The 13,878-nt window shown below is 52.1% G+C and carries 10 protein-coding genes and 1 tRNA gene; 3 read left to right on the top strand and 8 right to left on the bottom strand.

The features are described from left to right. Nucleotides 1–185: 185 nt before the first annotated feature. The 3 genes from fadJ to ACLJRE_RS16995 all read right to left on the bottom strand — a co-directional run bounded on the left by fadJ (nucleotide 186) and on the right by ACLJRE_RS16995 (nucleotide 4,105). The gene (gene fadJ, locus ACLJRE_RS17005) at nucleotides 186–2,333 is read right to left on the bottom strand and encodes a fatty acid oxidation complex subunit alpha FadJ (protein WP_023136741.1); all 2,148 of its coding nucleotides are present in this window, start codon (nucleotides 2,331–2,333) and stop codon (nucleotides 186–188) included. Then, nucleotides 2,333–3,643, bottom strand: coding sequence for an acetyl-CoA C-acyltransferase FadI (gene fadI, locus ACLJRE_RS17000; RefSeq protein ID WP_023136740.1), 1,311 nt, complete (start codon nucleotides 3,641–3,643; stop codon nucleotides 2,333–2,335). The genes fadJ and fadI overlap by 1 nt, the downstream gene beginning before the upstream one ends. A gap of 177 nt (nucleotides 3,644–3,820) precedes the next feature. Next, nucleotides 3,821–4,105 carry a YfcZ/YiiS family protein gene (locus ACLJRE_RS16995; RefSeq protein ID WP_023136739.1) on the bottom strand — a complete coding sequence of 95 codons (285 nt, stop codon included), beginning with the start codon at nucleotides 4,103–4,105 and terminating at the stop codon, nucleotides 3,821–3,823. A 370-nt stretch (nucleotides 4,106–4,475) separates the two neighbouring features. Between ACLJRE_RS16995 and fadL the strand changes: the two genes are divergently transcribed. Then, entirely contained in the window at nucleotides 4,476–5,783 is a 1,308-nt protein-coding gene (fadL, locus tag ACLJRE_RS16990; protein ID WP_001518618.1) for a long-chain fatty acid transporter FadL, read from the top strand. Between the two features lie 60 nt (nucleotides 5,784–5,843). Here the strand turns inward: fadL and mlaA are convergent, their stop codons facing one another. After that, a complete protein-coding gene (gene mlaA / locus ACLJRE_RS16985; RefSeq protein ID WP_000776787.1) occupies nucleotides 5,844–6,599 on the bottom strand; it encodes a phospholipid-binding lipoprotein MlaA in 756 nt (251 codons plus the stop codon). A gap of 288 nt (nucleotides 6,600–6,887) precedes the next feature. Between mlaA and ACLJRE_RS16980 the strand changes: the two genes are divergently transcribed. Then, the gene (locus ACLJRE_RS16980) at nucleotides 6,888–7,829 is read left to right on the top strand and encodes a formate/nitrite transporter family protein (protein WP_000377772.1); all 942 of its coding nucleotides are present in this window, start codon (nucleotides 6,888–6,890) and stop codon (nucleotides 7,827–7,829) included. 75 nt (nucleotides 7,830–7,904) lie between these two features. Beyond that, nucleotides 7,905–7,979, top strand: a tRNA-Arg gene (locus ACLJRE_RS16975). Nucleotides 7,980–8,135: 156 nt separating this feature from the next. Here ACLJRE_RS16975 and pgtE read toward each other — a convergent pair. The 4 genes from pgtE to pgtC form a co-directional block, all read right to left on the bottom strand. Then, on the bottom strand, nucleotides 8,136–9,074 hold the full coding sequence (gene pgtE / locus ACLJRE_RS16970; RefSeq protein ID WP_000716003.1) for an omptin family outer membrane protease PgtE: 939 nt from the start codon (nucleotides 9,072–9,074) through the stop codon (nucleotides 8,136–8,138). A gap of 267 nt (nucleotides 9,075–9,341) precedes the next feature. Further along, nucleotides 9,342–10,589: a two-component system response regulator PgtA gene (gene pgtA, locus ACLJRE_RS16965; protein WP_000930843.1), complete on the bottom strand. Its 1,248-nt coding sequence runs from the start codon at nucleotides 10,587–10,589 to the stop codon at nucleotides 9,342–9,344. After that, nucleotides 10,579–12,585 carry a two-component system sensor histidine kinase PgtB gene (pgtB, locus tag ACLJRE_RS16960; protein ID WP_000678493.1) on the bottom strand — a complete coding sequence of 669 codons (2,007 nt, stop codon included), beginning with the start codon at nucleotides 12,583–12,585 and terminating at the stop codon, nucleotides 10,579–10,581. Before pgtB ends, pgtA begins: the two co-directional genes overlap by 11 nt. Beyond that, nucleotides 12,582–13,775 carry a phosphoglycerate transport regulator PgtC gene (gene pgtC / locus ACLJRE_RS16955; protein ID WP_000467983.1) on the bottom strand — a complete coding sequence of 398 codons (1,194 nt, stop codon included), beginning with the start codon at nucleotides 13,773–13,775 and terminating at the stop codon, nucleotides 12,582–12,584. The genes pgtB and pgtC overlap by 4 nt, the downstream gene beginning before the upstream one ends. Nucleotides 13,776–13,878 lie beyond the last annotated feature (103 nt).

The raw sequence follows: 13,878 nt of genomic DNA, 5'->3' as shown, positions 1-13,878 counted from the left end.
TTTCACCAACACGCTTACCACATGCCCCTATTGGCTGCGGCAAAAATGCGGTGGCCGGCATTGTGCCTTATCCATTCACCGAATGAAACGCTGTTTTTTACCTCAATGGCGTAAGTATAGTCAATCCTTGATTATTATTTCGCCATTAAGGAGGCATTCAGTGCGGATTCATATTCTCTTTGACCTCAATTTCCCTGGTCAGTTTCCCCATTCGTCCAGAAATGCTCCCTGCGCTCCGCCATGCGCACTAATTGTTCACAAGGCGCGTAACGAGGACCGTAAAGTGCGGCCAGGCGCTGTAATGTCGCCACCATTTCACCCGGCCCGAGAGCATCCATATAGCGGAACGGGCCACCGAGGAACGGCGGAAAACCGATACCAAACACGGCGCCAATATCGCCATCGCGCGCGCTGCGAATCACTTTTTCGTCGAAACAGCGCGCCGCTTCGTTAAGCATTAACATGACACAGCGCTCTGCCACCTGCTGCGCAGATAGTCGACTCTGCCCTTGCACGCCAATAAGCTTATAAATAGCAGGGTCAACCTGTTTTTTGCTTTTACGCCCTTTTTCGCCATAAAGATAGAAACCGCGGCCATTTTTTCTACCTTTGCGATCGTCATTCAAAATTGAAGCGACAACATTTGCAGGCGCGCTAAAACGTTCTCCATACGCCGCCTCAAGCACAGGAATAATTTTAGTGCCCGTGTCGATTCCTACCTCATCCAAAAGTTGGATTGGCCCCACCGGAAAACCAAATTTTACCAGGGCGGCGTCAATATGTTCGACACGTTCGCCTTCAGTCAGCATCCGAATCGCCTCATTGATATATGGCGCAAGAATTCGGTTAACATAAAACCCGGCTTTATCGCTGACGACTATCGGGGTTTTACCCTGTTTTTTCGCCAGCTTAACGGTCGTGGCGATGGTCTGCGCGGAAGTAGACGCGTGAGGAATGACCTCAACCAGCGGCATTTTCTCGACCGGGCTAAAAAAGTGCAATCCAATCACCTGTTCCGGTCTGGCCGCATTCGCCGCAATATCGCCAATCGGCAGGGAAGAAGTATTGGAGGCAAAAATGGTGTGAGCAGCGCAATTTTGTTCCACTTCCGCCACCATCTGTTGTTTTAACGGCAGATCTTCAAACACCGCTTCAATGACCAGATCACGATGACTGAAACCACGATAATCTGTCGAACCTGATATCAACGCCAATTGTTTATCGCGTTCGCTGGCTTTGATATGGCGGCGGCGTACTTTTGTTTCAAGCAGATCCCAGCTGTACTTCAGAGCATGATTGATCCCCTGAGTATTTATATCCTTAATTCGTACTGGCAATCCGCCTTTACAGGCCGTAACCCAGGCGATACCGCCACCCATTAACCCGCCGCCTAAGATGCCCACGCTGTTCAGCGGGCCGGGCGGCGCATCGCTACCGGGATCTTTTTTCACCTCGGTACTGGCAAAGAAAATAGCGCGCAGCGCCTGCGATTGAGGCGTCATCGCCAGCTCGCCGAAAGCGCGCGCTTCCGCGTCATAGCCGCTACTGCTGCCCTGCGCCAGTCCCGTTTCAATCACATCAATGATCCGCTCCGTCGCCGGATAATTACCCTGCGTTTTTTGCGCCGTCTTTTTACGCACCAGGCGAAATAACAGCGCGCGCCCCAGCGGCCCCGCCAGGATACGTTCCCGGACCGGTAATGTCCGTTGCGCCAGGCGTTCTTTTTTAGCCAGCTCGACAGCCGCTTCCAGTAAAATAGTTTGCGGCACCACATCATCAACCAGCCCGGCTTTAAGCGCCTGTCTGGCGCGAAGCTGTTTACCTGTCAGGATCATATCCAGCGCGGTACTGACCCCCACCAGCCGCGGAAGACGCTGCGTTCCGCCCGATCCCGGTAAAAGCCCTAACTGTACCTCCGGCAGTCCGAGAATAGTTTTAACGTCATCGGTACAGATACGTCGATGGCAGGCCAGCGCCATTTCAAGGCCGCCCCCCAGACAGGCGCCATGAATGGCGGCGATAACCGGAACAGGCAACGCCTGGATCTCCGCCATCAGTTGTTGCCCCTGACGCGCCAGCGTTTCCGCTTCCTGCGCATTTTGGCAGTGACCTATCATGTTGATATCAGCGCCAGCAATAAAGTTATCTGCTTTGGCTGAGATAAAAACAACGCCCTGCAACGCTTTATTTTCCCGGATCTGCTTCAGGATGGCGCGTACCTGCGCGGCAAACTCCGCTTTCAGGGTGTTCACCTTTTCTCCAGGGACATCAATAGCGACAACCGCGACATTATCCAGACGCACGTTAAGCATAAAAGCTGATGTGGTAGTCATTATTCCGCCTCCAGAACCATCGCCGCGCCAAGACCGCCAGCCGCGCAGGCTGTGACCAGGCCAAAACCTCCGCCCCGACGCCGTAATTCATGCAACGTTTGGGTTATCATCCGCGCGCCCGTTGCGGCAAAAGGATGCCCGTAGGCGATTGAGCCGCCAAGCACGTTGAATTTAGCGTCATCCACCTCCCCTGTCGCCTGCGCACGACCAAGCACCTCACGGGCAAATCGTTCGCTGCCCAGCAGTTGTAAGTTCGCCAGAGTCTGGGCGGCAAACGCTTCATGCATGTCAAAAAGCGTCAGATCGGCCATCGTCAACCCGGCCCGCTCCAGCGCCAGCGGCGTTGACCAGGCCGGCCCCAATAGCATGTCCTGCCAGACATCAATAGCGGTAAAGGCGTAGCTGCGCAGATAACCAAGCGGGTGCAGCCCCAGCTCTTTAGCGCGGGATTCGGTCATCAGAATAACGGCGGCAGCGCCGTCGGTCAGCGGTGTACTATTGGCGGCGGTCACGGAGCCATGTTTTCTGTCAAAAGCGGGACGCAGTTTAGCGTAGTCCGCCAGCGTGGAGGTGCCGCGAATGTTGTTGTCTTCTGCAAAGGGGTTTTTATACGGCGGCACATAGGTCGTCATCACTTCTTCCGCCAGTGTGCCCTCCGCCCATGCCTGCGCGGCGCGCTGATGTGAACGATGCGCCAGCGCGTCCTGCTGTTCACGCGTAATACCATACGTTTTCGCCATCTGTTCGGCGGTATCGCCCATGCGCAGACCGGTGGAATACTCAGCGACGGCGGGAGGAACGGGCAGCAGGTCGCGTAAGCGCAGACGAGAAAAAAGCGTCAGCCGTTGGCGGGTCGTCCGGGCTTTATTGACATCAACCAGTACCCGCGCCAGGGCTTTACTCACGCCTATTGGGAGTACCGACGACGAATCTGCGCCGCCAGCGATACCCGCGCGTATCGTGCCGGCCATCAGGCTTTCCGCCACATTCGCTACCGCCTGAAAACTGGTGGCGCAGGCGCGGCTTACGCTATAGGCATCGGTATGAACATTCATCCCCGTACCCAGCACAATTTCGCGCGCAATGTTGGGCGCTTCCGGCATTTGTACTACCTGACCAAAAACCAGTTGCTCAATGGCATCGGCTGGAATTTCACTGCGCGCCAGCAGCTCGCCTACCACCATCTTGCCGAGATCAACAGCGGGAATACCATGAAATGCAGTGGCCTGACGAGCGAAGGGGGTTCGTAACCCACTGACAATTGCAATGCGATCGCCCTGGCGGGTGACCAACGGTAAAGCCTGACGCATAGTACTCCCCTGTAAAAAAATAAATTAGTGGTCTGACCTGATCACAGTCTTAACCAATTTTTTACATTTAGCCAAGCAGAGAGAAAAGAAAGTGGGAGCTAAGGCACAGTGAAGGGAAGCGACAAAAAAAGAAAACGCCTCCGCCAGATGATGACGGAGGCGTCGTGAATGAACGGATTAACGCAGGCCGAGCTGGAAGATCAGCGTTTCTGCTTCGCAGGCGAAAACAAAATCAATATCCAGACGAACGCCTTCGGATTCCTCGGTAAAGATTGGCGTAATTTGGCAAGGTTCAGACTCCACGCTACGCGCTTTTTCGGTTAACGCCGCCAGCGTCTCTTCAGCCTCTGCGCGGGTAGCGAATACGCGGCTGTATGACGCGGTGCAATCGGAGTTGTCCATGATGGTTCCAACGTCCATACAGCAGCAAACCGGGGTTTCATCAGCACTGCATTTACTCATTGTAGATTTCCTCTGTATTTGCACCCAGGGTGCCAGATAAACGATGGGGATATTTTACGCTCCCGGCATTCGCCTCTCCAGTCGTTAATGGTGGGAAACGCGTTAAGTGACCGAAATCACACTTAAAAATGATCTAAAACAAAAATCGCGCGATCGGGTGACCGTTAAGCCCGCCGATTTTGCCAGCCAGATCTCGTTTCTAAGATCACAATTGAAAAAACTTATAAACATACTTGCAACATTCTAGCTGGTCAGACCTATACTCTCGCCACTGGTCTGATTTCTAAGTCGTACCGCAGACCCTACACTTCGCGCTCCTGTTACAGCATGTAACATAGTTTGTATAAAAATAATCAATGAGGTTATGGTCATGAGCCAGAAAACCCTGTTTACAAAGTCTGCTCTCGCAGTCGCAGTGGCAATCATCTCCACCCAGGCCTGGTCTGCAGGCTTTCAGTTAAACGAATTTTCTTCCTCTGGCCTTGGCCGGGCCTATTCGGGTGAAGGCGCAATCGCAGATGATGCAGGTAACGTTAGCCGCAACCCGGCGTTAATTACCATGTTTGACCGCCCGACGTTTTCAGCGGGCGCGGTTTATATTGATCCTGATGTTAATATTAGCGGGACATCGCCATCTCGTCGGACGTTAGATGCGGATAACATCGCGCCGACGGCCTGGGTGCCGAACGTCCATTTTGTCGCCCCGATTAACGATCAGTTTGGCTGGGGGGCTTCTATTACCTCTAACTATGGTCTGGCGACAGAGTTTAACGACACATACGCCGGCGGCTCGGTTGGCGGTACGACCGATCTTGAAACCATGAACCTGAATTTAAGCGGCGCTTATCGCTTAAATGAGGCTTGGAGCTTCGGCCTTGGCTTTGATGCGGTATACGCGCGCGCGAAAATCGAACGTTTTGCGGGCGATTTAGGCCAGTTGGTCGCGGCACAGAATCCGGCGCTGGCGCCGGTCGCGGGTCAGATTCCCAGCGACACCAAGATTGCCCACCTGAACGGTAATCAGTGGGGCTTTGGCTGGAATGCCGGTATCCTTTATGAACTGGATAAAAATAACCGCTACGCGCTGACCTACCGCTCGGAAGTCAAAATTGACTTTAAAGGCAACTACAGTAGCGATCTTCCCATCGCTATAAACCGATTTAACCTGCCTATCCCAACGGCAACCGGTGGCGCGACGCAGTCAGGCTACCTGACGCTGAATCTGCCGGAAATGTGGGAAGTGTCCGGTTATAACCGTGTGGCGCCACAGTGGGCCATCCACTATAGCCTGGCCTATACCAGCTGGAGCCAGTTCCAGGAATTGAAGGCAAAATCGACCGCTGGCGATACGCTCTTTGAGAAGCATGAAGGCTTTAAAGACGCTTACCGCATTGCGTTGGGTACCACCTATTACTACGATGACAACTGGACGTTCCGTACCGGTATCGCCTTCGATGACAGCCCGGTACCAGCGCAAAACCGTTCTATCTCTATTCCGGACCAGGACCGTTTCTGGCTGAGCGCCGGTACGACTTACGCCTTTAATAAAGATGCGTCTGTCGACGTTGGCGTCTCTTATATGCATGGTCAGAGCGTGAAAATTAATGAAGGCCCTTATCAGTTTGAATCTGAAGGGAAAGCCTGGCTGTTCGGTACTAACTTTAACTACGCGTTCTAATCTCTTTCTGAAACGGATCAAAAAGGTGAGCATTGCGCTCACCTTTTTATTTACTGCCGTTTATTCCGAGTCGATCTCTTTGAGTTCGTCCTGAATCGCCTGCGCGTTCGGGTTTTCCTGCGGCTTGAGTTTTCCGCCATTGGCGATAAAGTCATGACGCTGGAAGTACGCCTCGCGCACCATAATATAAGGATCGGAAGACTGGCGCAGCAAACCATCGGAGTCCAGCAACTGCGCGCGGGTTTCTATCCCTTCGATAGTCCATTTTCCTATGGACATTGGCCAGGTCAACCACGAAAGCACCGGATACAAGGTATCCGCCATATCCCCGCCATCTTCACGCAGCGTGAAGCTGCCGTAGAACGGAAGTTGCATATAAGGCCCATACCCCACGCCATAATGGCCCAGCGTACTGCCAAAGCGATGCGGTTCAACGCGCTGCAGCTTAGGATTCGCCATTCCCGCGACGTCAATAAAGCCGCCCATCCCTAATAAGGTGTTCAGGAAGAAACGGGTGAAATGCACCATACCCTGATAAGGATCGCCCTGCAGGAAATAGTTCACCATGATCGCCGGTTCTTCGAGGTTGCCGGTGAAATTACTTAAACCGTTACGCGCAGGCTGTGGAACATAATCACGCCAGGCGACCGCGACCGGCCGAACAACATACGGGTCCAGCACATTAAAGTTGAAGTTGTACATGGTGCGGTTAAACCCTTCAAATGGGTCTGAACGCCCCTGCTGTTCTGTACCGGAACTCGCACACCCGACCAGCAGTGTGGTTCCCAGCGCCAGCGCCGACAGGCGAAGCTTCATAGATGTCTCCCTGTGAATTATGGCTATCGCTGATTGCCATCCATGACGGAACGCTACCGTATCCGCCTGTTTAGGTGTGAGCGATTTTAACAGCACGTCAAACGATGTCTATATGCGCGATCTCATTGCTCTGAGCATAGCCTGGTAACGCAACAACGTGACGGCCCCATTCTAACGAAACAGATAAAAACGAGCGTGATCATTTTTATTTTTTCGGAGAATGCCCCGGCCTGGGTAAATGAAAAACCGCTACGCTTTATTAATATGTGTTAATCAGCAGGGATCATCATGGATAGCCTTAACGACGATAAAATTAACCGGCACAGCAGTGACCTGGAAGTTGAAAGCGAAGAAAAACAAAGCGGTAAAGAGATTGAGGTGGATGAAGATCGTCTTCCTTCCCGCGCCATGGCGATTCATGAACATATTCGCCAGGATGGTGAAAAAGAGATGGAACGCGATGCGATGGCTTTGCTCTGGTCAGCCATTGCCGCAGGACTTTCTATGGGGGCATCACTCCTGGCGAAAGGAATTTTCCACGTGCAGCTTGAAGGCGTTCCCGGCGGCTTTTTACTGGAAAATCTCGGCTATACCTTTGGTTTTATCATTGTCATCATGGCCCGCCAGCAATTATTTACTGAAAATACCGTTACTGCCGTATTGCCGGTAATGCAAAATCCCACTCTGAGTAACGTTGGCCTGCTGATGCGCTTATGGGGCGTAGTCTTATTGGGCAACCTTATTGGCACCGGGGTTGCGGCGTGGGCATTTGAATATATGCCTATATTTGATGAAGAGACCCGCGACGCCTTTGTCAAAATTGGTATGGAGGTCATGAAAAATAGCCCAACGGAGATGTTTGCCAACGCGATTATCTCTGGCTGGATCATCGCCACAATGGTATGGATGTTTCCTGCTGCAGGCGGGGCAAAAATTGTGGTCATTATTTTGATGACCTGGCTTATCGCGCTGGGCGATACCACCCATATTGTCGTCGGTTCCGTTGAAATTTTGTATTTGGTTTTCAACGGCACGCTGCCCTGGAGCGACTTTCTCTGGCCCTTCGCCCTTCCCACACTTGCCGGAAATATCTGCGGCGGCACCTTTATTTTCGCATTGATGAGCCACGCGCAGATCCGCAACGATATGAGCAATAAGCGTAAGGAAGAAGCGAGGCTACGCGGCGAGCGCCTGGAACGGGAGCGGAAAAAAGCGGAAAAACAGCGCTGAGTGGCGACGGTTTAACCAGTCAGGCGGCGCTACACTTACTCCGGCGAATAAAAAACGCTATACTGGCGGCGCGTTGTCCCCTTAGTTAAATGGATATAACGAGCCCCTCCTAAGGGCTAGTTGCAGGTTCGATTCCTGCAGGGGACACCATTGATACCCAGGACATTCTCTTCTTGCTGCATAACCTTTCGAGCGGTTCCCCTTTCATGTTGCTTTTATTGCCCCTATGCAATATCACCGGACATGCCATACGTTCAGCAAAAAGTCGTCATCGGCCGGTTATGACCGATGACATCCTGATGTGGTCTAGAAGCGGTACTGCAACCCCGCGGTAACCGTATAGTTATTATTAGCTATACCTGCGGCATCGCCACCAAAATAAGCCGTATCACCGCTGGTTTTATCTATGATTTGCGTACCGCCCTTACCTTCTTCATATTTACTGTAAGCAAACTCAGCAAAGATTTTTGCATTACTGGTAATATAATATCCGGCGTCAATAGAAGCGCCATAATATCGTGAATTTTCCGTTTTTTCACGGAAGGTAAGTTTGCGCATGTAGTGTTCGTCATTATCATGCGCATTTACCCAGTCGCTGTATTTTAACAGTACATTACACTCAAAGTCATTAATACGATAATCACCCGCCAGCCCGATATAGGGCATTTCGAAACGCTGGCTATAACCTATGCCGCGCACGCCATGAGGAAAATTACCAATATACCGACCATTATCATAAATATAAGACCCGCCTCTTGCCGTCCAGCTAAAACGGGTTTCCTGATAGCCCGCTGTTACGCCCGCCTTGTAGTTATCGCCCTGCAATAACCAACCTTTCACGTTCAAATCGTATTCATTAGCATAGTTGGCGCTGGTGTCCGGATGAATTGAACGATCGGTCCAGCCAGGCTGCTCACTGCTCATCCAGTCATGGTCAACCATATGACCCGATCCCGACGCCAAAGACGTCCAGCCGCGGGCGTCCAGCGTCATGAACGAATAGGGTTCCCATGATAAATCCCCCTGCAACGTGGCGACATTTTTTATTTTCCAGTCCAGTTGACTCAGCTTCCGCCCGGTGTCGGTATCATAAACCAGCTCCCTGGATTTACCATTTAACACCCCCACAGAAAGGGATGTCGTGACGCTCTCAGGAGAGACGTCCGGAATAAATAAGGTAGACTCCGCATAAGCCGACTCAGAAAATACGGCGATCATCATTACTGCAATAGCATGTTTTTTCATTTCTCTTGTCCTCATATTCAGATGTAATCTGGAGAGGTAATGAAGTTTTCATCTTGTCAAATCGTCGGACAAGAGTACATTTATTATGCCAGAGAAATTGACGCATTTTTACTTTATATTGAAGTTAAGAAATAGAATTCGATGCTCAGGAGAATAATAAGCAAGCTATAATCATGATGGAATGATTTACCATTACGGTGATGCGGCGTTATCTGGCTAACGACATCGTTGCTGATGTTGTCAGCCAGATTGAAAGTAACTGTAATATCAGAATTTATAATGCTCTTTACTTAAACCATATTTTTTCATGCGCAGATAAAGTTTTTTACGGGGAATTTGCAGGTACTCCGCCACTTCATTAATTCGTCCCTGATGAATATTTAATGCTTCGGTAATAATTTGTCGCTCATACTCTTCAACGCGCCGGTCAAGCGGGGTCGGCTCCTGAAGAAGCAACTGCGGGTTGACCGTTTCCGCCAGCGGCAGCACGCCAACAGCAAAAAGCTCTGCCGCATTAGCCAGTTCGCGCACATTGCTTGGCCAGGCGCGTCGCATTATTCCTTTCAGTAATTCCCCCGCTATTTCCGGCACGGGATGATTGAGTCGCAGGCAGGCTTTTCGAAGATAATGGCGAAATAACGGCTCGATATCATCCGGTCGCTGAGAAAGAGACTGGCAGGCGATTTGGGTCATGGCGAAACAGTAGTAAAGCTCGGCCGCAATCTGGTTAGCTGCCGCCTGCTCCACCAGCGAAGCGCTGCCAACGCCCACCAAACGAAAAGGCCGATGCTCCAGGCTTTGTAAACGCGCCAGATGGTGCTGCTGTTCGCGTGTCAGATATTCGGGATGACTCAACACCAGCGTACCTCCTTGCGCCTGGTCGATGAATGTCTCCAACTGCCCGGCATTCTCCGGCGTGAGTTCATAGCGTACAAACGGCCCTTTCGCGTTACGCCCCAGTTGATGGAGATAACGGGCGCCAGTCATACGTCCAGTGCCATGCTCACCGTAAAACCATACGGCAATGTCCGTTTCCGCCAGTTGTTGTAACCGTTGTCGAAACTGATTCATCCACTCGCTGCGCCCAATCAGTTCAACCTGTAACGTCTGCTGGCAATATTGCCGCCGTGCAATGACCGACCGGCGCTGGCGTAGCGCGTCTTCAATTAATATCAACAGCTTGCCCGGATCGACGGGTTTTTGCAGAAAATCCCAGGCGCCCTTTTTCACCGCATCAACCGCCATCGGTACATCGCCATGTCCGGTAATCAATAAGATTGGCAGTTGATCGTCATCCTGATGAAACAGCGTCATAAGATCGATACCGGAACACCCCGGCATACATACATCGCTCAAAACGATCCCCTCCCAATCCGCTTTTACCCACTCTTTGGCCTCGAAAGGATGGGTAAAGCCACGCACGCGGTAGCCTGCCTGCTCAAGCATTTGGGTATAGGCGTCAAGTACATCAACGTCATCATCAATCAGCAAAATAGAACATTCATCATTCAACATCATCGACATCCGTTACCGAGAATTGCAGCACCACGCAAGCGTTACGCGTCAGCGTCGACGCCAGACGCAGGTCGCCCTTCATTTGCGCCATCAGCGACACGCTAATCGACAGCCCAATACCCAATCCGACAGCTTTACTGGTAGTAAATGGCTTGAGTAAAGAGGGCAACAGCGCCACAGGCCAGCCAGGGCCGTTATCTGCAATATAAACCTCCAGCGCCTCTCCCTGCGTCTGCCACGTCACCGCGATCGCCGCATCATGCGAACAGGCGTCAAGCGCATTCGCCAGTACATTCACCAGAACCTGCTGAATACGCACTTCATCGCCGCTAACCCATACGGTGTCGGTTGGCAGTGAAAGCGCTCCCTGCCGGGATTGGTGGCGCATGGCCAATAACTCCCATGCCGCCACGAAAGTTTGGCGCAGATCAACGGGATACAATGGCGTTTCCAGCTCCGCCCGGCGGGTAAACTGCCGCAGCGAACGGATGATGGCGTCAATCCGGTTAATGAGCCCTTCCGCTTTGGTGAGAGTATTTCTCGCCTGTCCGCTCTGACCTTGTTCAATCGCGCGTCCCGCCGTAAATAAATACATTGAAAGCGCATTCAGCGGCTGGTTAATTTCATGCGCCAGCGTGGTCATGGTCTGGCCGACTACCGCCAGTTTCGCCGTCTGAATCAACTCATCCTGCATGGCGCGCAGGTCGGCTTCTATCTCTTTGCGCTCGGCGACCTCTTGTTCAAGCTGCCTGCGTTGCATATTGAGCTGGCCCAGCGTATGACGTAGCAAACGGGCTATCCGTCCTAGCTCATCGCGCCCGTAAACCGGGATAGTCGAGTCGGTTCTCCCCAGCCCTATCTGTACCACAGCCTGATTAAGCGCGGTAAAACGCTTTACCAGCCGGGAACGGATAAAATAGTGGTTGAGTCCCCAGGCCAGCAACAACGCCAGGAGCGTCGCCACTAAAATAAGCCCGCCGCTAACGCGGACAATCTGTTCCAGGCGTTGATTGAACGTCTGCATTTGCTGGTGACTACTACCTAACTGCGCCTCAAGCAGCGTGCGAAAGCGCCCTAGCGTAGCCTCTCTGGCGCGGCTGGCGTCCAGTAAGGCTTTTTGCGCCGCAACATAATCGCGCATGGTATCGGGCATCTTATTTTTTACCATCCCGATTTCCAATAGTTCGTCGATGGTTTGCCGCAGCGTGATCGTACTGGGCCAGTCATCGAGCGCACGAATATTCTCATCCGCCGTTTTTTTTAGGTTTTCCAGATAGCGAATATGGGTCTCCACCAGCATCCCGTCATTATTGCCGGACTTGAGCTCATTCAATCTGTCGCGCAGGTCGTCAACAATCTGATTTTCAATTCGCGCCAGGGTATATACCTGTTGCTGCTCGTTCTGCACCTCGCGCGAACGTTGCAAGTACTGCGCTGCATCGCCCTGATTCGCCTCAATTTGATCGAGCAGCGTCCCCTGCTGCCAGGTAAAATCCTGTACCAGCGAATTTAGCTCCGTGGTGAAATCATCATGGAGCCAGTCAATGCGAGCGGAAAGCTCGCTAACTTTCTCCCGCACCAAAAACATGTTGTAGAGGGCGTTGTCCAGCTCCGCCAGCAAGGTCCGGCTATCCTGTAAAATGACGGCCAGTTGCCGGCGCTCAGCAAGCTGAAGCCCCTGACTGAGACGCTCAATCTTATCCAGATGCTGAATAATCTGCGTACGTAACTGCAAACGTACCGTCGTGTTCGGCGCCAACAAAAATTCATTGAGTTGATCCACGGCCAGATTCAGGTTCCCCTCAATTAAAAAAGCGGAATGGATGCGAGGGAAATATTCATCAAGCGAATAGCGAACCTGCGAACTTTGCTCATGCCAGGAATAAAGGCTGACCATACTGACAATCAGCGTCAGTAATGCGCCCGTTAAAAATGCACCCCGTAAACTGTTGCTGATACTGAGCTGACGAAGCCGTTGCAATAATCTCCCCTTCATTTCAGCTCTTCCAGTTTGTGAATCGCCAGCCGCTGATTGTTCAGAAACCAGATCTGCCACTCCATCATTTTTTGTTCGGCAAAGCTTTTATTATCAAACTGCGCCAGCCAGGTTTCATCTTCGCTGCTTGCCGCATCCACCGGGACGCTGGTCAATAAGGCTCTGATTTCAGGTAAGGGGCGTTTAAGCCGCGTTTCTGCGCTGTGCAACGCTCGCCATGCATCTTTAAGCTGCGCGAGACGAAAACTGATCGCGGTATCAAACATGCGTTGTACCAGTTGCTGACGCTTCAGGATCAGACGATAGTTCAACGGCGGCTGTGCCATCAAACGCTGTTGTTGCGCGGCGCGAGGATTATCGGCACTAAGCGGTGCGACGGGATACTTACCGGTATTCGCGTCAGCCAGTATCCTTTGCCCTTTCGGACTTAATAAGTAATGAATAAAAGCACGCGCTTCGTCTGCATGACGGCTGTTTTTCAACACCGCGACGTAAGTGGGCGACACCGCAGAATACGGGAAATAGGTAAAAGCAAGATTAGGATCGTTAAGTAGCAAATTAGCATAGTTATCAATGACCGGCCCGGCAACGCCAAGCCCGCTTTTGATTTTATCCGCTACGCCGAAACTGCGAGAGGAAATCGTGACCAAATTACCCGAGATTGCCAGCAGCGTCGCCCACCCTGCCGTCCAGCCTTTTTGCTGCAACAGCGACTCCACCATCAAATGATTGGTGTCTGAGCGTGACGGACTGCTCATTAATAGAGCGCCCTGGTAACTGGGCAGGCCCATATCCTGCCAGTCGGCAGGCGGCGGAAGATGGCGCGCAGCGAGCGCTGAACGATTGATCAATAGCCCAAATCCGGATACCGCTACCGCCACTGAAGTTGAGCGGATAGAACGCGGCACCAGCTTCTGGCTGGCGGCAGGCGCGCTATCCAATAGCGCCAGCTTTTGGTGCTCCTGAAGGTGTTGCAACAGCATGGGGGATGACGTCAGGATCAGATCGACATTTTCCGCATTTGCCGTATCAAGTAATTGCTCTAAAGAACCGCTGGTACGGTTGAGCGTACGAATCATGACGGAACCCGGCTCCGTCTGCCAGCGCTGGATAATCCAGGCGGTCGCGCTGGGTGAAAAGGTCGTTGCCATCACCAGCTCGCGGCTGTACGCCTGGCAAGAACCGAACATTGCCGCCAGCCATAGCGTAAAAGCGCCCACTCTGGCGAAACGACTACAGCATGAGAAAAGTCGATTTGTGATCCCGTTCATAAATATCGATATCACATAAAGA

The organism is Salmonella sp. SAL04157, assembly GCF_046551635.1.
GTDB lineage: Bacteria > Pseudomonadota > Gammaproteobacteria > Enterobacterales > Enterobacteriaceae > Salmonella > Salmonella enterica.
This window is presented reverse-complemented; position numbering and strand designations above follow the sequence as displayed.